This window comes from Nocardia sp. NBC_00565 (genome assembly GCF_036345915.1).
Taxonomy (GTDB): Bacteria; Actinomycetota; Actinomycetes; order Mycobacteriales; family Mycobacteriaceae; genus Nocardia.
In genome coordinates, this window is sequence record NZ_CP107785.1 from 2,324,180 (window position 1) to 2,350,040 (window position 25,861).

The window sequence follows — 25,861 nt, forward strand, 5'->3', positions numbered from 1 at the left end:
GTCATTCCTTTCCGGGACTCGTGAGTCCGATGGCGGAGCCGCTCACTTCCGCGAGGTAGTCGGCGGCGATCTCCTTGCGGAGAATCTTTCCGGTCGGTGTCGCCGGCAGTTCCGTGCGGAAGATGAGCCGATCCGGCGTTCTCGAGGATCGAAGCCGGGATCGAACGAATTCGCATAATTGATCGGAACTCGGATTCGTGTCACCGTCGAGGACGACGGCCGCGAGAATCGCTTGACCCCAGTGCTCGTCGGGTATCCCCACGACGGCGACCGATCGGACGGCGGGATGCTGGACCAGGACGTCCTCGATTTCGGCCGGGGCGATGTTCTCGCCACCGCGGATGATCGTGTCATCGTTGCGGCCGACAATGAATACGAAGCCCTCGGAGTCCTGGTAGGCCAGATCGCGCGTCGGGAACCAGCCCTGCGCGTCCAGGACCGAGCCCGAACCCATGTATTCGCCGGAGACCTGGGGTCCGCGGACCCACAACTCGCCGTGTTCGCCGGTCCCGACCGGCTTTTCATCGACACCGCGGATGTCTATCTCGATATCGGGCACCGGACGCCCGATTGCCCCGAGGCGAGCGCGCACGCCGGGGTCGTCGCTGTCCAGCGCGGCGCGGTGGTCTTCGGGGCCGAGCAGGGCAATGGTCGAGCTGGTTTCGGTCAGTCCGTAGGCGTTCACGAATCCGGTATCCGGGAAGGCGCGCAGCGCGGCCTCGAGTGTCGGGCGCGGCATGCGGGCTCCGCCATAGGACAGCGAGCGCAGCGAGGGTACATCGGCGGTATTGCCGTCCAATGCCGTGACGATCCGGTCGAGCATGGTGGGAACGACCATCGCGGAGGTGGCAGCTTCGTCGCGGACGAGACGCAACCACTCCGCCGCATCGAAGTCGGGCAGGTAGATCATCCGCCGGCCCGCGTACACGTTCGTCAGGATCGTGCCGATACCGGCGACGTGATAGGGCGGCACGGTGATGAGCGCTCCATCCGACGAGTCGGCGGAACCGAATTCGACGGTACCCATCACATAGCTCAGCAAATGACTATGACGGAGCACCACCGCCTTCGGCTCCGCGGTCGTGCCACTCGTGAACAGGAGGACAGCCGGACCTTCGGGGTCGGCTTCGGCCGCCGGTAACGGCTCGGGCGCTGCTTTGCGCGCGCGGGCGAAGAACGCGTCGGTGGTTTCGACGGTGGCGTCGGCTGCCGCGACGGATTCGGCGTAGCGCGGTGCGGCGACTACGAGAGCGTTACCGACTCGGTTGATGAGCTGAACGAGGCGCGCGCCGTCGAGTCGGTAGTTGATCGGTATGAAGGGGATGCCCGCGTAGGCCGCGCCGAAGAGCAGGGCAGGCAACTCGAGGCCGGAACCGCCCAAATACACCAGGTTCTTGGCACCGGACTGCCGCAGCGCGGTGCCGGTGCTCTGGACCAGGTCGGCGAACTGCTGGTAGGTCAGCGATTCGGCGCCCGAGGTGATGGCGGTGCGGTCCGGGTGTCCCGATACCGACATGTCGAGGAGGAGAGAGATCGTCATCGTGGATTCCAGTCGGAGTTGTTCGGTGCGGCCTCGTCGACGCGAGCCCGCTCCACCGAACCGGCGTCGGATCTGTAGGTGACGTGTGGCACAGCGACTCGATGTTCCTATCTGTGGGGTCTGGGTCACCTCACGGTATTCGATGATCTGACACCTTGTCTACATTGATATCAAACCCGCAGTCGAACGCGTTTAATGCCATCCACTGTGTATAAGTGGCCTGCGGTGGAGGCGGAGCTGGATTGCCTCCACCGACGATCTATAGTCTCCATCTGACAGCGTAGGTCAGATGCGTGCGCTGCCGGTCGATGTTGTGCACGGCTGCGAGGTTGCTCGCGGGAACGAGTGAGGGAGAACCCGATACACCAATTGCCGCTCGACGGCGTGGTCGTTGTGAGTATCGAACAAGCGGTGGCGGCGCCGTACGCCACTCGCCAACTGGCTGACCTGGGTGCCCGGGTGATCAAGATCGAGCGGCCCGGATATCGCAACGACGTATTCCGCCGAGGAGATATGGCAGCTCCATTCCGGCGGCATCGTCTGATCCGGTGCTCAGATCGGCTCGAACTGCGAAATCCGCCATTCGTGACCGATCTCGACCAGGTCGACCCGTACGGTGCTGGACATCGTTGCGGGCTGAGGGTTTTCCGCGGTCGTGGTCGTCTGATTGATGAAGACCAGCACGGTGGCATGGTGGTCGTCGGCGGAGATGACGGCCGTGCCGGCGGCCTGGGCCCGGGTGCTGACCTTCTTTTCCTTGGCGGCCGGAATGACGACCTTCTTGGTGTAATCCTCGTAGTAGCTCAGGAAGTCCCCGGTGAGTTTCGACGAGGCGGCGGCGAGGTCGGCGTCCACGGTCTCGGGTTTGTAGGACAGCAAGGCGACGGTCGCGTCGGTGGCAATCCGGGGTGCGTCGGACCGAACCTGTTCGGACGCGTGATCTCGCCGGTAGTCGTAGGTGTACTGGGTCGCCGCGAGTCCGACGGTCGCGAGCGCGAGCAAGGCGAAGGCACCGAGGGCCATCGATCGTGCGCGCGCCCGGTCGTTGTCGGTGATGTCGGCAGGCGTGGCGGATACGATCGTATCGGCCAGCTTGTCCGAGAACGTCTGGCCGCGGGCATCGCGCATCGGCCAGAACCAGCCGATCAGCACCGGCACCGTGTCGGCGACGCGGGCGGCTTCCCGGAACAAGGCACGAACGACACCCGGGGGCGTCCCGGCGTGCACCCGGTCGGTGCGGATGCCGAGCATCGTCTTGCCGAACGTGCGGCCGGTCTTCCCCTGCCGGAATCCGACATTCCAGACCGTGGCGGCCAGGACGGCTCCGGCGACGATGATGGCGGGCAGTTGCACCCAGTGATCGGAATCCGCGGAAGCGGCGGTCCCGAGGAGCGCCGCTATGGTGGCAGCCGGACAGCCCACGTCGATGAGGTAGGCGAAGGCCCGCGCCCGCCAACTCGCGAAGTCTCGAGTTGCAACGGTGTCGGCACCAGACTCGGGGCTGTCCGTGGCGGGGTCGTCGATGGTGGCGGGCTCGGTCGCTTCGGCGGCTTCGGTCTTGTCGTTCAGCTGTGTGGTCATGACGGGACGTACTCCATCTTTGCGATCTTCAGCCGTCCCGCGTCGGGCGCGACCGTTACCCGGAGCCGGAAGGTTCGTTGCTCGTTGCTGGCGCCTGCCGAGTTCGACACCTTGGACTTGGCGGCCACCAGCACCTGGGCGGTGCCGTCGTCGTTGCGGTGCTCGAGTCCGGCCGCGGTGACCTCGGCGGTGGTCACCACCTTCGATTTCTGCACGACATCGGTGAAGGGCTGTGCCTGCGGTGCGAATTCCTCGCGCCAGGCTCCGGTGGCGTCCTCGAGGATGCGCTTGACATCGTTGTTCGCGGAGTTGAAGTCGACACTGAGGATGTTGACAACTCCCTGCCGCGCCGCTTGGACGTAGTCCAACCGCTCATCGGCCTGGTGGACTGCGTCCCGATGCGCTATTGCGAAGTACGCGCTGGCTCCCGCGGCCGCGATGGTGACCACAGCGATCAGCGCGACGGCGGCTACGCGCCGCCTTTTGGGAGATCGAGCGACGGGTTTGTCGGCGACCCCCGCTGTCGTCTGCTCGGGTTTGTCGGCGACATCTGCATTCGTCTGCTCGAGCTGCCGGTCGAGCGCTGCCGCTGCCGCTTCGGCCTCGGCCAAGGCGGCCTTGGCTGCCTCCTGCGCGGCAAGCGCCTGGGCGCGGGCCGCCTCGAGCCCGGACCGATCGGCTGTCACCGGGTCGGGATCAACATCGTCTGCCATGTCGTCTCCTTGTGTGCGGCCGCGCTCACCGGCGCGACATTTTCCAGGGTGTAGCTGCGGCCATCGGATCCGACATAAGAGCCATCGCCAGGGTTGTAGCGGGCCGTGGTCACCGGTCGTATCGCGCCGGCGGCCGGAGGCGGGCTGTTGTTGCCGTACGAACTGGGGTGGTACTGCGGGTTGTCGACGTATGCCTGGGACTCGCCGATCCACGGATTGGTGCCCAGCGGCTGATATTGCTCGTCGCTCTTGCACATCTCCACCGTGGGTGCCCGCTTGCCCGGGTTGTCCATGCACGGATAGTTCCGCGCGCCGCGGGCCGCGTTCTGGTCCGATTGCGGCAACGCGCAATAGAGGGGCTTGGCAGGACGGGTCGGGGCGTCTTCCGCGCTGCCGTCCCTGCGTTCGGACGCAGGTAGGTACCCGACGGTGCAGGGTTCGGGCATGTTCAGGTTGAGGTTGAAGGAGAGGAATCCGGACAGCGTGGACGAGCGGTTCGGATAGGTAACGGTGTCCAGCGCGCTCGCGCCCGCGGGTAGCAGCACGAGCAGTTGCTCGAGCGCGGCGTTGTAGGTGACGGCTACCTGGCCGAGGCTGACCAGGTTCGCCAGCAGGATGGAGGTGGTCGGACGCAGCTGCTGGAACAGTGCAGTCGCCTGGTCGGCCGCGGCGCGTCCGGACACCAGCAGGCCGCGCAGATGTTCGTCGGAGGAGGACAGCTGAGCAGTTAGCGCGTCGACGTTCTGTGCCCACGCCCGGATAGCGGGATCACTGGCGACGACGGCGTCGAGTACGGGTCCGGAGTCTTTGATCAGGGAGGTGATCGGAGACATATTGTCGTGGGTGCCGCTGATCAGCGCGTGGGACGAGTCGAAAAGTCGCCCCAGTGCGGGGCCGGTTCCGTGGAACGCCGTGTAGCTCTCATCGATCACCGTCTGCAGATTTCCGCTGGGCAGCGCTTCGAGGCTCCTGTTGATGGTATCGATCAGGGGCCCGACGTCTTGGGGCACGGAGGTGCGGTCGACCGGTATGACATCGCCGTCGCGAAGATAGGGCGGCGAGTTCGTTCGCGGTGCGAGATCGACATACTGCTCGCCGATGGCGGACCTACTGTGCACACTGGCGTCGAGGTCGGCCGGAATCTTCGTGCGGCTGAACATGCTGAGTGTGACAGCGACACCGGCACGACTCGGTTGCAGGTCGACGACCCGGCCGACGGTCTCCCCGCGGTAGGTGACGTTCGCCGTTTTGTAGAGATTGGCGTTGTAGGTCAGCTCGACCTTGATTTCGTATCTGCCGATGCCCAGTAGTGACGGGACCTGCATGAACTGGATTCCCATCACGGTCAGCGCGACGACGGTGAGGATCGAGAAGATGATGAGCTGCGTGCGGACGAACTTGGTCAACTTCATCAGCGGCCTCCCGACGAAATCGGTCCGGTCAGCGGGTTGGGCGTTCCCAGTCCCGGCTGTCGGCCGACGGTGCGGCCGAGCGCTGTCTCCAGCGCGGTGAGCTGCCCTTCCCACGGCGTGCCCTGCATCAGGGAATTGTCGAGTCGGCCGAGCGTGAGGTCGATGGTGGCGCTGAGGTTCGCATAGTCGCCCCGAACCCATTTGGGCAGGTTGATTTCGGGCCACGGGAAGGTGGAGTAGAACCCGAGCGACTGGGTGAGGTCGTGTCCGGCGTCGGCGAGCCCGGTCAGGGCGGGCTGTAGATTACGCAGGTTCGCGATGATGTCGTTGCGGCTGGTGGTCACGACGTCATTGCCGACGTCGGCGAAGTTGCCGACGGCCGTGGTTGCCGTCAGCAGATTGTCGCGTTGGGAGTTCAGCACCTCGAGCGCGGGCGGTATGGCGCGCAGCGCGTTCGCGAGGACGTCGTTCTGGCGATTGACGGTGTCGGCCAGCTGGTTCAGGCCCGACATTGCCGCGACGATGTCCCCGGTCTGCTGGTCGAGCTGGCCGGTGAAGGTGTTCAGTTGGTCGAGCAGGCTCCGGACGTCGGTTTCGTGACCGGACAGTGCGGCGTTGAGCTCGGTATTTATCTGCTGAAGCTGGCCGAGTCCACCACCGTTGAGGACCATCGACACCGCGGCGAGGGTCTGCTCGGTGGTCGGGAATTGGCTGGCTCGTTCGAGCGGAATGACATCTCCGTCGTGTAACCGCCCGGTCGGCGCCACACCGATCGGTGCGGCGAGCTCGATGTGCTGGCTGCCGAGCAGACTGGTCTGGCCGATCGCCGCTGTCGCGTTCGCGGGCAGGACGACGTCGCCGTCGATGCTCACCGTGACGAGTGCGTGCCAGTCCTCGCGTTCGATCTTGGTGATCGAACCGATATTGACGTCAGCGACTCGCACGCGTGAGTTCTCTTGTATTGCAGTGACATTCGGCATCTGGATCCGGACCCGGTACGAGCCGGCACTGTGCCCTTCGGCGCCGGGCAGCGGCAGCGAATTGAGACCCTTCCACTGTCCGCAGCCGGTGAGCAGCAGCATCGCCGCCGCACAGCAGGCCACCGCGGCGGGCGCGGCGCGCGTTGGCCCACGTTTCTTGTCGGTTGTCATCGTTGTCCTGTCTGGCCGAACAGCCCGGGCAGTCCGCTACCCGAGGCAACCGAGGCATCGGAGCCCTCTGGATACGGGTTGAGGAACGGTTCGCTGTAATCGACTTGATCGCGCCGGGCCTGCACTCCGGTCAGCGGGTTGATGCCTACCGGTGGATAGTTGAATTTGATGCTGCTCAAGACCGGGCCCAGGTATTGCACGCACAGCTTCGCCGATTCGGCGGCACCCAGTTGGCTCGCGGCTTGGATGGCGCCACAGATGAATTGGATCGGGTTCTGCATCTGGGAGACCGCAAGGGCACCGGTCAGCGCGCCTTGCGCTGGCTGATAGATGTTGTACATGTTGCTGAACGCATGGGGTGCCACGTGCAGGAGCTGTTCCACAGTGGATCTGTTGTTGTTCAGCATGGTGCTGATGGCGGCGAACTGATCGACCGAATGCTGCAGCCGGTCTCGGTTGTCGGCCACGAACTGCGCTATATCGGCCGCGACGGTGTCCAGTTCGGACAAGGCGGAGGAGAGCTCGTCGTCCGAATTGACCAGGACCTGAGTGACCGACGCCAGATGACCGTTGATTTCGACGATCTGCTGGTCGCTCGCGGCGAGCGCGCTGATGAATACCTGCAGGTTGCGGATTGTGCTGAACAGGTCGTCGCGACTGTTCGCGATCGTCGTCACGGCATCGGAGAGCTGAGTGATCGTCGCGTTGAGCCGGTTTCCGTTGCCCTGCAATGTATTCGCCGCAGAATTGATGAATGATCCCAAGGGGCCCGATGGTTGGTCCTGCGTCGGACCGAGTGACTCCGCGAGTCGCTGCAGCTGCATCCGGAAGTCATCCCACTCGACGGGAACCGCGGTGTGCGTGATGTCGATGGTGGCTCCGTCGGCCATCTCTGGTCCGCCGGAATACGCGGGAGTCAGCTGGATGGCGCGGGAGGACACCAATGTCGGTGAGAGGATGACGGCCTTGGCGTCCCGCGGAATTTTCACCGATGAGTCGTAGTGGAAGTCGACCTTCATCCGCTGGCCTTCGGGCTCGATGCGATCGATGCGACCGATCTTCAGTCCGAGCACCAGCACGTCGTCGCCCTCGTAGAGCCCGTTGGTGTTGGTGAAGTAGGCGGTGACGTCGTTGCGGGTGAGGACGGCGTGGGTGTACCAGCCGGCGATCGCCAGCACGAGCACGGTGACTGCTGCTCCGGCGCGTATGACCGCGCGGCGCGAGGGCGCCGGCCACTTCATGGGCGGGGTCCTCATCGTTGTCCTCCCATCCCCGGGATGGGCGGAATTGTCGGAAATGGCGGCGCGGGCGCGGGCGGCACCGGTGTGTTCGGTCCGGGGGCCGTGTCAGTGGGTGGAACTACACCGGGTGGACTGTTGTATCCGCCGTCGATCTTGAAGGTCGAGGAGCCCAGGATTCCGGGATCCACACCTGCCTGGGAGAACGCCGCGTCGATGAACGGCTGTAGGAACTGTCCGGGCAGCAGATTGCCGACGTATGCCTTGAAGAACGGGCCGGAAGCCACGGATTCGCCGAGAGACAGCGCGTATTGACTCAACGGGAGCAGTGCCTGTTCGATGTCGGTCTTTCGCTTCTCGAGTAGGTCGGCGACGTTGTTCAACCGGTCCAGGACGGGGCCCAGTTGGTCCCGGTTTTCGGCGACCAGCGTGGTGAGCTGGGCCGATACCGCGGATAGGTTGGTCAGCAGGTGGTCGAGTGCCTGGCGGCGGTCGTCGAGGGCGGAAAACAGGACGTTGCCGTCCAAGATCAGTGCGTTGAGTTGGGTGCTGCGTTTCGCGAGCACTTCGGTGACGCCGGAGGCATTGGAGAGCAGCTTCTTGATCAGGTCGTCGCGGCTGCTGATCGTCGTCGATAGGCGGGTTACCCCGTCCAGCGCCGCGGCGACATTGGGTTGTGCCTTGTCCAGGGTGTCGCTCAGGACCTTCAATGCGTCGGTGAGGTCGGTGGTGTTCAGGCCACTGATGGTGGTGGTGAGGTCGCCGAGCGTATCGGTCAGCCGATATGGCGTCGATGTGTGCTCGATGCCGATGATCGCGTTCGGAGCGAGTTCGGTGCTGCCGCGTGGTCGCAATTCGAGCGCCTTGCTACCGAGTACGGTGTGCGTCTTGATCGCGGCCTCGGTGTCGGTCCCAAGCGTCACGCCGTTCGCGGAGAATCGAACGAGCACCTGGTTGCCGTCGAGCTCGAGCTTGGATACCTTCCCGACCTGTATACCCGCGACCTCGACGGGCGCGCCCGGTTTGAGACCGGCCGCCTCCGCGAAGTGTGCGCGGTAGTCACGATGCGCGCCGAGGTACGGAACTTTGTCGTAATTCTGAGCAGTGAGCACCGCCGCCGCGGTAACGAGAATTCCGATGATCCCGAGCCGGAACGTGTTCGGTGTTGCGATGGCATTCATTTCGGCGGCGTGCACCTTCCCGCTCGTTGACCGACGACGTTGATGTAGACGGGATCGCCGTTCGGGCCGTTGACCTTCAGCGTGACGTCGCACAGATAGAAGCTGAAGAAGTCGCCGTACAGTCCGAGCCGACTCAATCGCTGGTAGTCGCTGGGCAGCCGGGACAGCACCCCGTCGACGTAATCGCGATCGTCGTCGATATTGCTGCTCACTCGGCCCAGTTGGGTCACATCCGAGGCAATGTTCGCGTGCGTGACATCCAGCAGCGAGGCGACGTTCCCGGCCGCGGAGCTGATCCGCGTCAGCGCATCGGCGACCGGTTGTGCCTGCGCGGAAATGCCGCTGATCAGGAGTTGCAGGTTGTCGACCAGCGAGTCGAACTGACGGTTGCGGTCGTTGACGGTGCCGAGCACGCCATTGAGGTTGGTGATGACGGCGCCGATCAGTTGGTCACGGTCGGCGAGCGTCGCGGTGAGTTGCGCCGTATGGCTCGCGATGCCGGCGATTGTTCCGCCTTGTCCTTGCAGGGTGGCGATCAGCTCCGCGGAGAGTTTGTTCACCTGCCCTGGATCGAGTGCCTTGAACAGGGGACGGAATCCACCGATCACGGCATCGAGGTCCAAGGCGGGCGCGGTGTGGTCGACGTCGAGGGTGGCGCCGTCGGGCAACCGCTGCGCCGAGCCGGGGCCTTGGCTCAATTCCATGTACCGGTCGCCGACGAGGTTTTCGTACCGGACCTCCGCGCGGGTCGCCTGGGTCATCGGGACATCACGGTCGAGGGAGAAGGTGACCAGTGCCCGGGTGTTGCCGGTCACCGAGAGGTGCTCGACGCGTCCGACCTCCACACCGGCGATTCGGACGAACTGGCCCGCTTTGAGACCGGAGACATTGTCGAACAAGGCCGAGTATTCCGACCGGTTCTCGAATCGGAGCTTGCCGAACACCGCCACGATCGCGAAGAGGAATATCCCCATTGTCACAGCGAAGATCGTGAACTTCAGCATGGGTGCGGTGATTCTCATGGGCGCCCCTTCCCATTGAGCGCGTTCCCGAATAGGTATTCGATGACGCTGGGAGACCCCAGCTGCGGGTGATCCGTACCGGGGCCGTTGAGCGGAGCCCCGGTGTTCATTCGCAGGTACGGCGCGGGATAGGTGTCCCAGGAAGCCGGCTGATAGCACCCCGGCCGGCCACCTGGCCCGCCCTTGGCCGCTGCGACCGGCAGGTTCTCCGGGGCGGTGTAGGGATCGTCGCCGAGTAGAAGTCCGACATCGAGGGCAACCGAGTATCCGGTCTTATCGACGAGCGGCGGTTCGTTGGCGGCGTCCAGTGCGCCCAGGTGGAACATACAGGGGAATGACGGGCTGTACTCGGCCAGCAAAGCCGTTGACGGTGTGAGTAGACGCATCGAGTCGACAATTCCGTTTCTATTTTCTCCGAGGAAACTGCCGCCGGTGGAGCCCAATCCGATGACGGATATCAGCAGAGCTGCCACATTGTCCTGCTGGTCGACGATCGAATCCGAGGTCACGGCAACGTTGCGCAGAATTGACATCAGATCGGCTCCGGCGTCACCGAGGGTCTGCGCCGCCGCGGCGGTACTTCGCAGGTCGTTCTGCAGCTGTGGCAATTGAGGATTCAGCTGTTTCAAGGTGCCATCGAGTTGGCCAATTGTCTGTCCCAGGTTTTCGCCCCGGCCGCGCAAGCCGTCGTTGATCGCGGTGAGTGTCGCGTTCAGCTTGTCCGGCTCGATCTTGTTCATGATCGCGCCGATATTCTCGAATACGGTGTTGATCTCGGTGGTGACACCGTGGGCTCGGATTCGGGCGCCGGCGCTCAGGCTCGTGGCCGCCGGACCGTCGGGCGTCACCAGTTCGACGTACTTTGCGCCGAAGACCGTGGTCGGCTTGATCTCGGCTTCGACATTCGACGGGATGCCATGCAGCGTCGAAGGATCGAGGGAGAGAACAATCGTGGCGTCATCCCCTGTCGTGGTGACCCCGTCGACTCGGCCGATCTCCACACCGTGCAGTCTGACCTTGGAGCCGACTTCCAGCACGAGACCTGATCGCACTGCTACGACCGTGACCGGGACCGTCTCGGTGAAGGCGCCCCGGAAGGAGGCGAGGCAGAAGATGACGAGAGCGGTGATCGCGCCGACGAACACGACCGAAATGGACTTGTATGGCGGGGTTCGGTGATGCGAACGCTGCTTGCGGCCGAGCATTATTCCTCCGTCATCCGGCAAGGTTGAAGTTGCCCGAGGTGCCGTACACCGCAAGCGAGACCAAAAGGGTGACCATGACAACGGCGACGAGTGAGGCGCGAACCGCGCGACCGACCGCATGACCGACACCGGCGGGTCCACCCGCCGCATTGAAGCCGTAGTAGCAGTGGATCAGCATGACGGTCAGCGCCATCGCAATCGCCTGGACGAATGACCACATCAAATCCGTCGGCCGGAGAAATGTGTAGAAATAGTGGTTGTACACGCCGGCGGACTGGCCTGCCACCAGTGTCGTGTACAGCTGGGAGGACAGGAACGACATCAAGACCGCCATGGCGTACACGGGCACGATGACGATGAGACCGCTGATCACTCGTGTCGACACGACGTAAGAGATCGACCGGATCGCCATGACCTCCAGGGCATCGATTTCCTCGCTGATCCGCATCGCGCCGATTCGAGCGGTCGCCCCGGCGCCGATGGTTGCGGCCAGGGCGATTCCCGCGGTGACCGGCACGACGATGCGTACGTTGATGAAGGCAGAGAAGAAGCCGGTCAGAGCTTCGACGCCGATATCTCCCAGCGAGGCGAAACCTTGGATCGCGAGGAGGGCTCCCGCCGACAGCGTCATGAACCCGACGATCACGACGGTGCCGCCGATAATCGCCAAAGCTCCAGTACCCATGCCCATCTCGGCCACGATGCGCAGTACTTCCATGCGGTAAGCCGTGACCGCGTGGCCCATTTGGCGGAATCCCTGGTAGAAGAACCAGCCTTGATGGCCTATGCGATCCATTGTCTGCACCGGTTTGTCGAGCAGCCGTGCCGCACGGGGATACCTGCTCCGAAATACCGAAATCTCAGTCATCTGCTATCCCAATGTCGCTTTGACGCCTACGGCGGTGACGACGACGTTCACCGCGAACAATGCCATGAACGCGTAGACGACTGTTTCGTTGACCGCGTCGCCGACGCCTTTGGGTCCGCCCTTGACGGTGAGACCCATATGGCTGGCAACGAGCGCGGCGATGAGCCCGAACAAGCCGGCTTTGATCTCCGAGATCATCACTTCGGGTACTCCGGTGACCAGCGTCAGGCTCGAGACGTAGGCGCCGGGTGTCACATTCTGCACGTACACCGAGAACAGGAATCCCCCGACGAGGCCGATGGTGATAACCAGTCCGTTCAATAACAGCGCGACAATGGTCGAGGCGAATACTCGCGGAACCACGAGCCGGTGTATCGGATCAATGCCGAGGACCTTGATCGCATCGATCTCTTCGCGAATCGTCCGAGAGCCGAGATCGGCACATATTGCCGTGGCACCCGCGCCGGCGACGATCAGGACGGTGACCAGCGGCCCGACCTGAGTTACCGCGCCCAGTCCCGCGCCGGCCCCGGACAAATCGGCGGCACCGAATTCGACGAGCAGAATATTGAGCGTAAAAATCACCAGCACGGTGAAGGGGATGGCGACCAGCAGGGTCGGGACCAAGGCCACCCGCACCAGGAACCAGCCCTGCTCGAAGAACTCGCCCCACTGGAACGGCCGTTTCGTTGCCGCTCGGGCGGTGGCGGCGCACATGGAGAAGAATCCACCGACAGCCCGCACCGGTACTTCGATTTTGTTCAGCACCGGCGTATCGAGTTTCAACTGCACGGTGACCTCCTTATTCGGTTCCCGGCTGGTGAAGGGCGCCGGCCCTGACGCCCAAGGCGGCGAGTACGTCCGGTTTTCGGCTATTTCGGATCACGTAGTTCGGTCTGGTGCGGCAATCAGCGCAACGTGCCGGGGAGATGTCGTCGGCGGGAGGGGATCGTGCTGCGACTCCCGAGCACCGCAGGGTCGCTGCTGGGCGGCCGGAGTATGCCGGGCTGCTCGATGTTCGGGTTCGACCCGCCGGGTGAGGGTGATAGCACACGAGAGGACGCGGCGGCTGTAGCCGCTGGCCGTGTCGCTGTGCCCGCCATCACATTCATCTCGGCAACTAAGATGACATAAACGTCAGAAGAGGTCAATAGGTTGAATAGATTATCTGAATAAACCTAATGGCTACCCGGCAAATTTCAGGCGCCGCGCCACTCATGAATAAATAGTTATATGATTATGCTATCAAAAGTTGCTCGAGCGGCGGGAGGTCATGGCGGAGCTCCCTGAGACCGGGGAAACTGGATGAACAGTCCCTTCGTCATCGGACGTGCACGAGGCGCGGGCTCACCTGGACGCCGCCGCGATGGGCACGCTGGCTTGGCTCGCACAGTCGTTCAGCGGGAGACGAGGCCGCGGCTGATCACCAGATGTTGAATCTGGTTGGTGCCCTCGAAGATCAGCGTTCAGTCTTCCGGCGCGAGAGTCGCGGTCCGGTCCCGGCTGTGGGAAAAGAAGCCGCGTTCGATGATTGTGGCCATCAGATCCACCACCTGGTCGTGAGTCAGCGGGGTCTCGATCTCCTGGGATGCGCGCGCCAGTCGCTCCAAGATCGCTCGAAAGACCAGGACCGCACCGATCGGGTCGAAGGGGAAGCCCGGCCGGTCGACGGTGCTGAGGTAGTCGAGGATGGCGGAGTCCGTCATGGCTTCGCCGTATACGCCCAGGTCCGCGACCAGCGATCGCTCGGCGGTGCGTTCGGTCCACACGTCGATCGATCCGCCGAACTGTGTCTCGAACTGCACGAAGCTGGACAGCCACGCGCGCAACGTCGCGCGATCGGTACTCGGTGGGGCGAGTTGGCGGAGTTCGTCGTCCAGCACGAGAGCCCGTGCGGCTGCCTCCGCACAGACTGTGAGAAGCAAATCCTGTTTCTCGTTGAAGTACTTGTAGAACGTTCCGCGTGCGTAACCGGCGGCGGCGACGATGTCGTCAACATTGGCACGGTAGTAGCCGCGGGCGGCGAACTGGGTTGCTCCGGCGGCGACCAGACGTTCGACGGTCTGGCGTGCCCTCTTGCTGATACCGGAGGTGCGCTCTTCGATCGACAATCCCGATGCCGCCGGCGGGTGCGGGATACTGATGACCTGTGCGGAGTCGACGCGCAAGGGCAGGGTGTCGAACACACTCGGGGGAGTGTCCGGGAAGAACATCAGTTGTAGAAAGACCGAGAGTGCGTCGACGACGGATTCGATGCTTCGGCCGTGCGCGCGGTCGGTGTGCAGGTAGAGATTCACCCGGTGGACAACGGCCATCATCGCCATGGCGGCGGACTCGGGGTCGAGTCCGCCGAGATCCGTATTCGCCAGGCGGCCCGCGAGTTGGTGCTGGTATCGACCGACGAATCGATCGATCTCCGGTTGCACGACGCTCTCCGTCGCGGCGACATTGGCCCACTGCACGAACATCGTCGAGTAGCGCTCGAAGACCCAGCTCCACTCGCCGAGCCACCAGTTCAAGTTGTCGAAACCCGTGGGCGTCGGGCCCAGCGCGCCGATACGCCGGGTGACGCGCAGCAGCGCGCTGCCGCATTCGTCCATCAGCTCCAGGAAGATCTCGTCTTTGCCTGGAAAATACTGATAGAGGGTAGCCCGGGAGACACCTGCTTCCTTGGCGATGGCATCCACCGAGGTGTTGAAGAAGCCGAGTTCGCCGAAGAGCCTGAGGGACACATCGACGATCTTGCGTCGTGTGTTGGTGCCCCGGCTGCCGATCTCGGGGCTGGACGGACCATAACTGGCCCGGCGCAGACTTCGGTTCTCTGACATCAGTGACTACTTTAGTCGATGGTCCAGGTCCGGCTCACGTGTGCGTGACCGGCGAGTTGTATCCCTCGTCGAGCAAGAAGTCAGCGGAGCCGGCGAGGGCGGTTCCGCCTGTCTGACGGGCGCAGACGAGGTCGACGGTCACCAGCCGGCCGCTGCCTGTCGGCGTGCTCGACACCACGGTTCCGGTGCAGGTGAGGGTGTCGCCGGGCCAGACCTGCTCCCGGAACCGGATGCCGAATCGGCGGAGGTTCGCGGCGCCCAGCCAGTCGGTGGCAAATGTCGCGAGCAACGCGCCCTGATGCATTCCCTGAGAAAAGACCGAGGGAAATCCGGCGGCGGTGGCCATGGTGTCGTCGTAGTGCATCGGGTTGAGGTCGCCGGACGCGCCGGAGTAGCGCACGAACATCTGCCGGGTCAACGGTCCGAAGGTGCGCGGTTCCGCGGTGGTGCCCACCTCGAGTGCGATGGCGTGTGTGGTCACGAAATCTTCTCCTTGGCGGCGGTCTCGATGAAGGTGGCACGCGCTTCCGCGACGAGTTCACCGTCGGGCGTGCGGAATTCGGTGGCTACCACCGCAAATCGCATGACGCCGCCGCGCTTACCCGGCTTCTCGAATCGGTCGAGGACTTTTTCCTGTGCTGTCAGGTGGTCGCCTACCTGGGGCAGCGTGCCATGGAAGATGTACTCCTGCTCTCCGTGCAGGAGTCGCTTGCGGTCGAATCCGACATTGACGCGAACACCGGCAGGCGCCCATTGTCCGGCGGTAACCAGAAAGGTCGGCGGAATGATTGCCTCAGCTCCGCTGTACGCGGGATTCTGCGACTGCATGGCGTTCGCGAACTCACGAATCTTTCCGCGTTCGATGATCACCTCCCACGGGGTGCCCACCGTTCCGATCGGTGCGGGTTCGTTCATCGCGTAGTACTCCTTTGTTCGATTCGTTCGTCGAGGTACCGCCGGATCAGCTCGGCCGCTGCCGTCGGATAGGTGTGGGCGATCGCGGGTTCCAGCCCGTCCCGGATGAGCAGGACGGCAAGCTGGTTGGTGATCAGCGTCAGCACGAAAGCGGCGAGCAGCGTGTAGTAGCTGATATCGCCGGTCGGCCGGCCACCGAGCTGCTCGTAGCGGCGCACGATGTCGCGGTCGTCGGGCACCCCGTCGGGGCGGTGCAGGCCGATGCTTTCGCAGAGGAATCGCTCGAACATGAGCCACCAGCCGAGGTCGATATCGGGAGGCCCGGTGGTCGCGCCTTCCCAGTCGAACAGCGCGGCGACGGATAGGTCTTCGGCGAAGGACATGTTTCCCACCCGGGCATCTCCCCAGACGATGCCCTCGGCCGTCGTGGCAGGCATGTTCTCGACCAACTCGGCAAATGCCGCGGCGAGCAATTCGGGGTCGACCAGAAGAGTGTCCCGGCTGGTGCTGTACCAGCGACGCAGACTATCCAGGTAGCGCGCTATCGCGGAGCCTGGGCCGGGCGCGGCCAGTGCCCCGACATCGCCCGGGTCGCTGATGCGATGCAATGCGACCAAGGTACGTAACGCGTTGTCATACAGCAGCTCTCGCTCGTCGGCCGCGAGATCCGCGGTCCACCCCGCTTTGTGCCAGCTCGGCACGTCCGAGGGTATGCGTCCGTCCACGCGGTCCATCAGATAGAAGGGCGCACCGAGCACCTCGGGATCGGGTTCCTGGGCGACGACATTCGGCATCGGCACGCCGCTATGTCGTCCGAGTCGGCGGATGACCTCGGCCTGCCGGATGGCGTCGGGCGTCATGAAGAGTTGATGGTCGGGCGCCTGCATCCGTAGCACGAGATCGCGGTGGGCCCGTTGTCCGTTCGGGCTCGTCCAGGACGCGGTAAAGAACACCGTTTTCCCGGAGTATCCGGCGTTCGGCGCGGAGAAGTCCGAGATCTGGAAGTCTTCGTGGCCTCGCGGTGCGATGTGCGCGGCGGCCCAGCTCGTGAGCGTGCCACGCGCGTCCTCGTCGAGCCTGCCTCGCTGGGCGGTGTAACGCACTTGAACCCACTTTCTCGGAAAACGTGTGGCCTCGATCGAACCAAAAGTGACCATTACTGTCAGAATATAGCTATGAGTGAGCAAAAATCCAGGGATGTGAAGTCGTTGGGAAGGCTGGGTGCGTATGTGATCCCCGGCCGCGTGGCAGATCCGGGGCCGGCGCTGACGCAGGCGGTAGAAGCCGAACGGCTCGGGCTGGGCACCGTCTGGATCAGCGAGCGGTGGGGGGCCAAGGACTTCGGCGTCCTCGTCGGCGCGCTCAGTCAGGTCACCAGCGGGATCGACATCGCGGCGGGCGTGACTCACCTGAACTCGCGACATCCGGCCCTGCTCGCATCGATGGCGATGACCGCGCAAGCGCTGTCGGGTGGCCGCCTGATTCTCGGTGTCGGCCGGTCGGTCGCCGCCATGTGGCGGTCGGTCGGGCTGCCGGTGCCGACGAACCAGTCGCTGGCCGACTCCGCCGACATCTTCCGTCGGCTCTGCCGCGGGGAGAAGGTCAGCTACCGCGGGCCCGCGGGCGACTATCCCGCATTGCGCCTCAACGATGTGCCTGATCAGCCGGTGCCCCCGCTCGTTCTCGCGGCCATCGGACCGCGCGGTCTCGAGTTGGCGGGCCGCCACTTCGACGGTGCGATCCTGCATCCCTTCCTGACTCGAGAGGCGGTCGCCCGTTCGGTCGTTCGGATCCGCGACGCGGCTCGAGCCGCTGGTCGGGCACCCGATGCCGTGCGGATCTATGCGACCGTTGTCGTTGCCTCGCAACTGGATCCGGCCGCCGAAGCGGCGACGGTCGCGGGCCGGGCGGTGAGCTATTACCAGATTCCGGGGCTCGGCGAGCAGCTTGCGCGGGTCAACGGCTGGGATCCGGGTCGGCTCGAAATCCTGCGCGCCCATCCCCAACTCGCCGGCGTGCGAGGTTCGGCGGACTCGGTTCGGACGACCGCGCAGCTGGCCGAGGCCGCGACCGCGCTGCCCACGCGGTGGATCACCGAAGCCGCGGCGGTGGGCACCGCGACAGAGTGCCGTGCGACGTTCGACCGATTCCTCGACGCGGGAGCTGACGAATTGATCCTGCACGGCAGCACACCGGATCAGCTGGCGTCGGTCGTCGCGTCGAAGTAGAAGCTTGCGCCATAAGTGACATTACTGCCAGAATCTTGGGCATGCGGGATGCTCGGCAACTCGCTCCGGCGTCAGTGCCGGCCACAGTTATGGACAGAGAGGCAGCGGTGCGCGCATACGAAGGGACCTACGTCGCGGGCAAGTGGCGTCCGACGGACGGACCGCGCATCGACGTGGTGTCGCCGGCCTCCGGCGCGCTGCTCGGCTGCGTGACCGAGGCGTCCGGTGACGATGTCGCGGCGGCCGTTGTGGCGGCCCGTGCGGCCTTGAACAGCGAGCCATGGGCGGCGACCACACCCACCGACCGAGCCGCGTTGTTGAACGGCTTGGCCGCTGGACTGAAGCGCCGATCCGCCGAGTTCGCCGACCTGCTCTCCGCGGAGGTGGGCTCGCCGCGCAGCTTCGCGTCGTTCGGCCAGGTCGGATTTGCTATTGGAGTGTTCCGCTCACACGCGCGCATGCTGGAGCGTTTCGATTTCGAGGAGACTCGGCCGTCGGGCGCCGGGGGCGAGGTCCTGGTACGTCGTGTTCCGGTTGGTGTGGTCGGTGCGATCGTGCCGTGGAATGTCCCGCTGTTCGCTGCCGCGCTGAAGCTCGCACCAGCTCTCTCGGCGGGGTGCACCATCGTACTGAAGCCCGCGCCCGACGCTCCGCTGGGTCTGTCGATGCTGACCGAGGTGGTCGAGGAGGCAGGCCTGCCACCGGGGGTGATCAACATCGTCTCCGGCGGGGTGCAGACGGGCGAGGCGCTGGTATCGCATCCGGAGGTGGACAAGGTGAGTTTCACCGGGTCCACGGCGGCGGGCAAGCGCATCGGCGCGGTCTGTGCCGCCGCGGTCCGGCGGTGTGCGCTGGAACTGGGCGGCAAGTCGCCGGCGATCGTCCTCGACGACACCCCGTTCGACGCCGAGACAATCGGTGGATTGGTCACCGGAGTGATGGCCAATAACGGTGAGGTATGTGCGGCGCAGACGCGCATTCTGATCCCGGCCACGCGCTACGAGGAATTTCTGGATGTGTTCGGCGCGGCCGTGCGCGCGCTGCGGATCGGTGATCCGGCAGACCTGTCCACCGATGTCGGCCCGCTGATCAACCAGGCCGCGCTGCAGCGGGTCGAAGCCATGGTGTCGGCGGCGGTCGCGGCGGGCGCGCGGGTCGTCGCCGGCGGCGCCCGTCCCGATGGATTCGAGACCGGCTGGTATTACGCGCCGACCGTGCTGGCGGATGTCGACAACCAGACGGCCATCGCCAGGAACGAAGTCTTCGGACCGGTGGCAGTGGTAATTCCCTACGCCGATGACGACGATGCCGTGCGTATCGCGAACGATTCCGACTACGGCCTCGCGGCGGCGGTCTGGTCCGCCGATCGAGCGCGCGCCGCTCGGGTGGCAGTGCGGCTGCGGGTCGGATCGGTCTCGATCAATTCGCCGGCCCCCGTGGATTTCGGCAGCCCGTTCGGCGGCTTCAAAGAGTCGGGAATCGGCAGAGAAGGCGGACCGGAAGGTATCGCGGGATTCCTGGAATCCCAGTCGATCATCTGCTGACCGCCGACAGAACCATATGCCGTTGTCGATCCGACGGCGGTAGAAGAGAGGAACGTAATGGAGACCACTGCCGCCGTGCTCTGGGAGCGCAACTCACCGTGGTCGGTGGAGACAATCGAGCTGGATCCGCCGAAGGACGAGGAGGTGCTGGTAGAGCTGCACGCCTCGGGCATGTGCCATTCGGATGAGCACATCGTCACCGGCGATATGCCGTTCCAGCTGCCCTGTATCGGCGGCCACGAGGGTGCGGGCGTAGTGAAACAGGTCGGCTCGAGCGTTTCGTGGCTGAAGGAAGGCGATCACGTCGTGTTCGGCTTCATTCCGTCGTGCGGGCGCTGCCCGTCCTGCGCGACCGGCCACCAGAGTCTCTGCGATCTCGGTGCCAAGATTTACAGTGGCAGGCAGATTTTCGACGACACCGCCCGCCACCACGCCAGGGGGAAGGATCTCGCGCTCGCGTGCGGAGTCGGCTCCTTCGCCCATCACACGGTCGTGCACGAGGCCAGCTGCATCAAGATCGAGCCGCATCACCCGCTGGACCGGGCCTGCCTGCTCGGCTGCGGATTCGTCACCGGCTGGGGATCGGCTGTCTACGCCGCCGGCATCCGGCCGGGGCACAACGTCGTGGTTGCCGGTGTCGGTGGCATCGGTGCGGCCGCGGTCCAGGGCGCCCGGTTGTCCGGAGCGCGGACGATCGTCGCGATCGATCCGTCCGAGTACAAGCGCGAGCAAGCGTTGAAGATGGGTGCCACTCACGTTGCGGCGTCCTGGGATGAGGCGCCCGGTGTCGTCAGCGAGGCGACCTGGAACCGCGGTGCCGACCGGTTCATCTGCGCCATGGGCGTGGGTGAGGGTCGCCTGGTCAAGAAGGCCTTGGCGATGACCGCCAAACGCGGCGAGCTCATCGTGACGAACATCCATCCGATGGCGGAGAACGAGATCTCGGTCAACATGATGGATTTGACCCTGACCGAGAAGCGGATCATCGGAACCCTGTACGGCTCGGCGAATCCGCGAGCCGATATCCCGAAGATCCTCGAGCTCTGGAGCGCCGGGCAAGTCGACCTCGATTCGGTGGTGACCAGGACCTATCCGCTGGAGAAGATCAACGACGGGTACGACGACATGCGCGGCGGCCGGAACCTCCGTGGCGTGCTCCGATACCCGGCTGCCGACGCACTGTCGCGGTCGGCTGAATAGGAGCTCATCATGGAATGGGACATGCCGGTGCACTCGAGTCCTACGGGGCCGTCCGCGGTGTTCACGATCGGTTGTTTGGTGATCCTCGTCGGCCTGATCGTGTGGTGGGCCCTGTCGGGCGAATCCAAACGTGGCCCGGCGCTTCCGCTGTTCATGCTGGGAACCGCGATCTCGGCGGTAGCGGTGGAACCGGTTTTCGACAACACGCTGCTCTATTGGTATCCCCCCGACAACGGACTGGGCGTCTTCGCGGCCTACGGCCGCACGGTGCCATGGTTCGTCCCGCTCGGGTACGCGTGGTTCTTCGGTGGAATCGCCTACGTCGTGTGGCGGTATCTGCAACTCGGTGTCGACCGGCGGCAGGTGTGGTGGACATTCGCCGTTGTCGCGCTGATCGACGCGCTCGCGACCTCGCTGGCCGGCTGGCTCGACTTGAGCGGGTTCTACGGTCCACAGCCGTTCATGTTCGGCGGCGTGAACGTGTGGTTCGCCTTCGCGGACGCGACCGGCGTACTGGTCGGTGCCACCATTCTGTTTGTGCTTACGCCGCTGTTGTCGGGCCGAAACTGGTTGTGGCTCCTGGTTATTCCGTCGATCTCCTACGGTGCGGTGCTCGGCGGAGTCTCCGGGCCGGTGACCCTCGGCCTGCATTCGGACTGGCCGACGCCGGTGCGTTGGCTGGCGGGTGCGGTGACGATAGGTCTGTGCTGCGCCGTCATACACGGATGCTCGTATCTCACCGCCGGGGCACGTCCCACCGAGTTGTGGGCTGAGAAGGGCAGCCGGGAATCGGCGTCCTCGTAGCGAGTCGAACGGCGGGGCGAGGGACAGTGGGGAGCGCTCGGCGCGTTGCCCACTGTCCGGCTCAGGTCAGAAGTTCGTGCCGCCGTCGATATTGATCAGCGCACCGGTGAGGAAGCCGGCCCGGGGCGAGAGCAGGAACGCGATCAGCTCGCCTACCTCGTGCGGCTGTCCCGGTCGGCCCAATGCCGCCGTGAAGCCCCATTCTTCGACCATGACTCGTTCGAGGGCTTCGTCGTGCGGATAGCCGCGCTCCTTCGCGATGTAATCCCGGACCGCACGCAGCGTCTCGGTCTCCACGGCGCCAGGGCAGACACAATTCGCTCGGACGCCATGTTTTCCGTACTCCTTCGCGATCCCTTTGGTGAAGACGGCGACGGCGCTCTTGAGACCGGCGAACGGCAGTCGCGCGATCTCGGGTGATCGAATCGAATAGGCGGCCGTGGTGACGATAGTGCCTTTGGTTGAGACCAGGTGGGGCAGTGCGGCTTCGATCGTTCGGGTCGTGCCGAGCAGGACGTCGCGGAACGCGGCGGTCCACGTCTCATCGCTTGCCGAAATCGGCTCGTGCCCGGTCGTGCCCGTGGTGATCGCGACACCATCGAGTCGCCCGAGGAATTCGACTGCCTCCTCGACCGAGCGCGCCGCGCCGCCGTGCTTGCCGACATCGAAGGACAGGCTGGTCGCGCGTGCGGCGCCGGCCTCGAGGATTTCGGCGGCGGCCTTGCTGCCTCGTTCCTGATCTCGGCCGACAACGACGACCGCTGCTCCGTCTTCGGCCAGCGATCGTGCGGCGGCAAGCCCGATCCCTGCGGTTCCACCGACGACGAGATAGCCCTTTTCGCGAACTGACAGATCCATGAACCAGATTCCCTCTCGCAATGACACGTAGTGACGGTGTTGTCAGAATATGGGTTTCGAGGGTTCCTGTATAGGTCGGCAGGAGCTATCTAAAGGCGATCAGATCTGGCATCCAACCACGTAGAGACCACATGTTGACTGTTGTGACTGCGATCACTAGAGTACACGGTGTCAGAAGTTGATCCTGGATCCGATCGTGTCGACGCACTCCGGGGTTATCGTTTTTAAGCCAAGGGAGGCGTTGTGCCGCTGCAAGATTCCATGCAGATGATTTCGGTGGATGATCATTTGATCGAGCCACCGTCGGTGTGGGTTGATCGGTTGCCGAAGAAGTTCGTCGAGGACGGCCCGCGCATCGTCGAGATGGATATGTCCCAGAGCGGTGGCGATGAGGAACTGTCGAGGGTGCTTCTCGACGCGGCGCGCGCCGGCAGCACGGGCCAGAAGCGGCTCGCCGAGGTCTGGGTGTACGAGGGCCGGGTGTATCCGAATATCGGATTGAACGCGGTGGCGGGGAAGAAGCCGCAGGAATACGGCATGGATCCGACGCGGTATTCCGACATGCTGCCGGGCTGCTACGACCCGGTGGCCCGGGTCGCCGATATGGATGTGGACGGTGTCCAAGCGGCACTGTGTTTCCCGTCGTTCCCCCGCTTCTCTGGCACCGTCTTCCTGGAGGGTAAGGACAAGGAGCTGGCGTTGCTGTCGGTGCGGGCGTGGAATGACTTCCACCTCGATGAGTGGGCGGCCGCCGCGCCGGATCGATTCATTCCGCTGATGATCCTGCCGCTGTGGGACCCGGTGGCCGCGGCCGCCGAGATCTACCGCTGCGCCGCGAAGGGCGCCAAGGCGATCTCGTTCCCGGAATGTGCTGTGCCGCTTGGGTTGCCGTCGTTCTACACCGACCACTGGGATCCCGTCTTCGCCGCCGCGCAGGAGACGGGCATGCCGCTGTGCATGCACTTCGGGTCGTCGGGCCGTGCGCCGATCACCTCGCCCGAGGCGCCGATGGCGGTGATGATCTCGCTGTTCGGCACGAACTCGATGTACGCGACGGCCGATCTGTTGTTCTCTCCGGTCTTCTACAAGTTCCCGAATCTGAAGGTGGCCCTGTCCGAGGGCGGCGTTGGTTGGGTGCCATATCTGCTCGAGCGGATCGACCAGGTGTGGGAGAAGCACCGCTGGTACCAGAACATCAACAAGGAAGTGCGCCCGTCGGACCTGTTCCGGGAGCACATCTGGGGCTGCTTCATCGACGACTCCGAGGGCATCGTGCGGCGGGACGCGATCGGTGTCGACAACATTCTGTGGGAGTGCGACTACCCGCACTCGGATTCGAACTGGCCCAACAGCCGGGAGTTCACCGCGAAGCTACTGCAGGACGTTCCGGACGCGGAGGCCCACAAGATCGTGGAGTTGAACGCGCGCAAGCTGTACAACTTCCCCCGGGTCGGCTGAGAGGCGGATCGTCGTGGCTGGCAAGGATATCGACGCGGCAGACTGGATCGATCAGGATCTGCTCACCAGGGACGAAGCGGGCGAACGTCTGGACGAGGAGATCGTTCGGGTCAGGGCCCGGCTACGGGATCTCGAGTCAGGTCCCGGGGATGATCCCGCGGTCGCGTCATCGGTGGCAATGGTCTCTCGTCGCCTCGCGGCGATGGAGTCGATTCGCAACTCGCTCTAGGCTTCCGGGCCACCGTGCCGGGTCTTGAGGGCTGAATTATTTAGCTATACAGTTTGCTAGCGGCCGGTTGCCATCGGTCTACGAGCGGGAAGTAACAAGGGTCAGTGATGACAACCGAAGCATCAGGTGTGATCAATACGGATAACCTGCCGATGGCGCAGGACCGTGACGGTTCCTGGCGCACGATGCGCCGGCATCCGTTGGTCGAGGTCGAAGGCGGTTACGCGGTGACCCATCGCGATCTTGTCGAGACCGTACTCAAGCAGCCGGGGATCTTCTCCTCGAAGAAGGCCTTCGATGTGCTGGCCAGCCCGATTCCGCTGGTTCCGGTGGCCTTCGATCCGCCGGAGCAGACCCGCTACCGGCGGATTCTGCAGCCGTTCTTCAGTCCGCGGGTCATCAAGCCGATGGAGCCCGAGCTCCGCAGACAGGCGATCGAGCTCATCGAGCCGATCGCGAAGCGGGGCAGCTGTGACTTCGTTGCCGAGGTCGGTGGTGTCTTCCCGGTTCAGGTCTTCCTGACCTTGTTCGGACTTCCGCTGGAGATGCGCGATCAGTTCGTCGAATGGAAGGACGCGGTTCTCGGTCTCACCAGCGCCAGCGGCCAGACCTCGGTCGGCGCCGCCGCCGACGAGGGGCTGCAGAAAGCGGCCGAGCTGTTCATGTACCTGTCGGAGCTGATCCAGCAGCGGCGCGGTCAGCCAGGTGACGATGTGCTCAGCCGGGTGCTTGCGCTGGAGGGCGAGGATGCCTTGAGCGACGAGGAGGCCATCGGATTGTGCTTCCTCTTCGTGCTGGCCGGCCTCGACACCGTGATGGATGCGCTCGGTTTCGGTATGCAACGCCTGGCCGAGAACCCGGACAAGCGTCAGCAGATCCTGGATGATCCCGCGCTGATTCCGGCCGCGACCGAGGAATTGCTGCGGCTGGATCCGCCTGCGCCGTTCATTCCGCGCGTGACTGCCGAGGAGACGGTGCTGGACGGGCAGTTGCTGCCGGCCGGAACCCGGGTGACCGCCTATCTGGCCGCCGCGAACCGGGATGAGGACCGGCATCTCGACCCGTACGCCGTCGACTTCCATCGCGGCGAGAACCCGCACATCAGTTTCGGCATGGGCGTGCACCGCTGCCTGGGATCGCATCTCGCGCGGCTGGAGATGCACATCGTCTACGAAGAGTGGCACCGGCTCATCCCGCACTACCGCATCACCTCCGGCACAACTCCCCAAGTCCATTGGCCGCGTGGGACAACGGGGCTCGAGTCGCTGCACCTTACTTTTGACGGGAAGGACACCTGATGAAGGTCTCGATTGATCACAGTGTGTGCACCGGCCATGGCATGTGCTACATGAGCGCGCCGGATGTCTTCACCGACGATGAGCAGGGGTACGGACAGGTCATCGGGGATCGGGTGGTGGCCGACGAACTGGCCGAGTCGGCTCGCCACGGCGCGAACAGCTGCCCGGAGCGAGCGATCACTGTCGAGGACTGATCGTCGCTCGAAGTGGCGGGCGTCGCCATGCCGGCGGATGGCATTCTGTTGCTCCGCCGCTCGCAGTACATGCGAGCGGCGGGGCTGTTTCTCGTTGTCGGCGGGTGTGGTGAAAGCCGGACAGCAGGTACCGGGCATGTGGTGCCACGTGAATCGCGCTCGGTGAACAGGGATCAGCTGCCGTGACTTTAGTGACACTGATGGCAAGTGTTGGCCATAGTCAAGATCTAAAATTAGGAAAACGCGCAGGTGAAGCCAGTTGCAAATTAGTGACACTAGTGCCAGAATCGAAGTCGGTGATCGGATCGCCGGACAGTCCCCTTTCGCGGCGGTCCGGTCACCGGCCGCGATCCGGCACCGGCCGGACGTCACTGCACATGTGGGAACGACAAGC

The 25,861-nt window shown here is 64.3% G+C and carries 24 protein-coding genes and 1 pseudogene; 9 read left to right on the forward strand and 16 right to left on the reverse strand.

The genetic code is table 11. From position 1 onward, the window contains the following. Position 1 precedes the first annotated feature (1 nt). Positions 2-1,540 (reverse strand): class I adenylate-forming enzyme family protein, encoded by a 1,539-nt coding sequence (locus tag OG874_RS11180; protein ID WP_330255051.1) that lies wholly within the window; start codon positions 1,538-1,540, stop codon positions 2-4. A 360-nt stretch (positions 1,541-1,900) separates the two neighbouring features. Between OG874_RS11180 and OG874_RS11185 the strand changes: the two are divergent. Next, positions 1,901-2,050 (forward strand): annotated as a pseudogene (locus OG874_RS11185) (CoA transferase); the annotation flags it as partial. Between the two features lie 42 nt (positions 2,051-2,092). Here OG874_RS11185 and OG874_RS11190 read toward each other — a convergent pair. From OG874_RS11190 to OG874_RS11255, 14 genes are all read right to left on the reverse strand, one after another. Further along, positions 2,093-3,121 carry an RDD family protein gene (locus tag OG874_RS11190; protein WP_330255052.1) on the reverse strand — a complete coding sequence of 343 codons (1,029 nt, stop codon included), beginning with the start codon at positions 3,119-3,121 and terminating at the stop codon, positions 2,093-2,095. Next, positions 3,118-3,834: a hypothetical protein gene (locus OG874_RS11195; protein ID WP_330255053.1), complete on the reverse strand. Its 717-nt coding sequence runs from the start codon at positions 3,832-3,834 to the stop codon at positions 3,118-3,120. Before OG874_RS11195 ends, OG874_RS11190 begins: the two co-directional genes overlap by 4 nt. Further along, complete coding sequence (locus tag OG874_RS11200) at positions 3,804-5,246, reverse strand: MlaD family protein (protein ID WP_330255054.1); 1,443 nt, start codon at positions 5,244-5,246, stop codon at positions 3,804-3,806. Before OG874_RS11200 ends, OG874_RS11195 begins: the two co-directional genes overlap by 31 nt. Continuing rightward, a complete protein-coding gene (locus OG874_RS11205; protein WP_330255055.1) occupies positions 5,246-6,397 on the reverse strand; it encodes an MCE family protein in 1,152 nt (383 codons plus the stop codon). Before OG874_RS11205 ends, OG874_RS11200 begins: the two co-directional genes overlap by 1 nt. Then, positions 6,394-7,638: an MCE family protein gene (locus OG874_RS11210; RefSeq protein WP_330255056.1), complete on the reverse strand. Its 1,245-nt coding sequence runs from the start codon at positions 7,636-7,638 to the stop codon at positions 6,394-6,396. The genes OG874_RS11205 and OG874_RS11210 overlap by 4 nt, the downstream gene beginning before the upstream one ends. Before the next feature lie 11 nt (positions 7,639-7,649). Next, on the reverse strand, positions 7,650-8,816 hold the full coding sequence (locus OG874_RS11215) for an MCE family protein (protein WP_330255057.1): 1,167 nt from the start codon (positions 8,814-8,816) through the stop codon (positions 7,650-7,652). Further along, positions 8,813-9,838, reverse strand: a complete 1,026-nt coding sequence (locus OG874_RS11220; RefSeq protein WP_330255058.1) for an MCE family protein — start codon at positions 9,836-9,838, stop codon at positions 8,813-8,815. The genes OG874_RS11215 and OG874_RS11220 overlap by 4 nt, the downstream gene beginning before the upstream one ends. After that, on the reverse strand, positions 9,835-11,043 hold the full coding sequence (locus OG874_RS11225) for an MCE family protein (protein ID WP_330255059.1): 1,209 nt from the start codon (positions 11,041-11,043) through the stop codon (positions 9,835-9,837). Before OG874_RS11225 ends, OG874_RS11220 begins: the two co-directional genes overlap by 4 nt. A gap of 10 nt (positions 11,044-11,053) precedes the next feature. Continuing rightward, on the reverse strand, positions 11,054-11,911 hold the full coding sequence (locus OG874_RS11230; RefSeq protein ID WP_330255060.1) for an ABC transporter permease: 858 nt from the start codon (positions 11,909-11,911) through the stop codon (positions 11,054-11,056). 3 nt (positions 11,912-11,914) lie between these two features. Then, a complete protein-coding gene (locus OG874_RS11235; RefSeq protein ID WP_442943393.1) occupies positions 11,915-12,628 on the reverse strand; it encodes an MlaE family ABC transporter permease in 714 nt (237 codons plus the stop codon). Between the two features lie 749 nt (positions 12,629-13,377). After that, on the reverse strand, positions 13,378-14,739 hold the full coding sequence (locus OG874_RS11240; RefSeq protein WP_330255061.1) for a TetR/AcrR family transcriptional regulator: 1,362 nt from the start codon (positions 14,737-14,739) through the stop codon (positions 13,378-13,380). A 34-nt stretch (positions 14,740-14,773) separates the two neighbouring features. Beyond that, entirely contained in the window at positions 14,774-15,220 is a 447-nt protein-coding gene (locus tag OG874_RS11245) for a MaoC/PaaZ C-terminal domain-containing protein (protein ID WP_330255062.1), read from the reverse strand. After that, entirely contained in the window at positions 15,217-15,654 is a 438-nt protein-coding gene (locus OG874_RS11250; RefSeq protein ID WP_330255063.1) for an FAS1-like dehydratase domain-containing protein, read from the reverse strand. Before OG874_RS11250 ends, OG874_RS11245 begins: the two co-directional genes overlap by 4 nt. Next, on the reverse strand, positions 15,651-16,757 hold the full coding sequence (locus tag OG874_RS11255; protein ID WP_330255064.1) for a phosphotransferase family protein: 1,107 nt from the start codon (positions 16,755-16,757) through the stop codon (positions 15,651-15,653). The genes OG874_RS11250 and OG874_RS11255 overlap by 4 nt, the downstream gene beginning before the upstream one ends. A gap of 72 nt (positions 16,758-16,829) precedes the next feature. Between OG874_RS11255 and OG874_RS11260 the strand changes: the two genes are divergently transcribed. From OG874_RS11260 to OG874_RS11275, 4 genes are all read left to right on the forward strand, one after another. Further along, complete coding sequence (locus OG874_RS11260; RefSeq protein ID WP_330255065.1) at positions 16,830-17,882, forward strand: TIGR03857 family LLM class F420-dependent oxidoreductase; 1,053 nt, start codon at positions 16,830-16,832, stop codon at positions 17,880-17,882. A gap of 107 nt (positions 17,883-17,989) precedes the next feature. Next, complete coding sequence (locus OG874_RS11265; protein ID WP_330255066.1) at positions 17,990-19,426, forward strand: aldehyde dehydrogenase family protein; 1,437 nt, start codon at positions 17,990-17,992, stop codon at positions 19,424-19,426. A gap of 57 nt (positions 19,427-19,483) precedes the next feature. Continuing rightward, complete coding sequence (locus OG874_RS11270) at positions 19,484-20,626, forward strand: NDMA-dependent alcohol dehydrogenase (RefSeq protein WP_330255067.1); 1,143 nt, start codon at positions 19,484-19,486, stop codon at positions 20,624-20,626. A 9-nt stretch (positions 20,627-20,635) separates the two neighbouring features. Continuing rightward, a complete protein-coding gene (locus OG874_RS11275) occupies positions 20,636-21,430 on the forward strand; it encodes a hypothetical protein (protein WP_330255068.1) in 795 nt (264 codons plus the stop codon). Positions 21,431-21,496: 66 nt separating this feature from the next. Here the strand turns inward: OG874_RS11275 and OG874_RS11280 are convergent, their stop codons facing one another. Beyond that, on the reverse strand, positions 21,497-22,288 hold the full coding sequence (locus OG874_RS11280) for an SDR family NAD(P)-dependent oxidoreductase (RefSeq protein WP_330255069.1): 792 nt from the start codon (positions 22,286-22,288) through the stop codon (positions 21,497-21,499). Positions 22,289-22,531: 243 nt separating this feature from the next. On the opposite strand from OG874_RS11280, the gene OG874_RS11285 reads away from it, so the two are divergent. From OG874_RS11285 to OG874_RS11300, 4 genes are all read left to right on the forward strand, one after another. Then, a complete protein-coding gene (locus OG874_RS11285) occupies positions 22,532-23,746 on the forward strand; it encodes an amidohydrolase family protein (protein ID WP_330255070.1) in 1,215 nt (404 codons plus the stop codon). Between the two features lie 13 nt (positions 23,747-23,759). Then, the gene (locus OG874_RS11290) at positions 23,760-23,975 is read left to right on the forward strand and encodes a hypothetical protein (protein WP_442943328.1); all 216 of its coding nucleotides are present in this window, start codon (positions 23,760-23,762) and stop codon (positions 23,973-23,975) included. A gap of 107 nt (positions 23,976-24,082) precedes the next feature. Next, positions 24,083-25,273 carry a cytochrome P450 gene (locus tag OG874_RS11295; RefSeq protein WP_330255071.1) on the forward strand — a complete coding sequence of 397 codons (1,191 nt, stop codon included), beginning with the start codon at positions 24,083-24,085 and terminating at the stop codon, positions 25,271-25,273. Further along, entirely contained in the window at positions 25,273-25,467 is a 195-nt protein-coding gene (locus tag OG874_RS11300; RefSeq protein ID WP_330255072.1) for a ferredoxin, read from the forward strand. Before OG874_RS11295 ends, OG874_RS11300 begins: the two co-directional genes overlap by 1 nt. Positions 25,468-25,861: the final 394 nt, after the last annotated feature.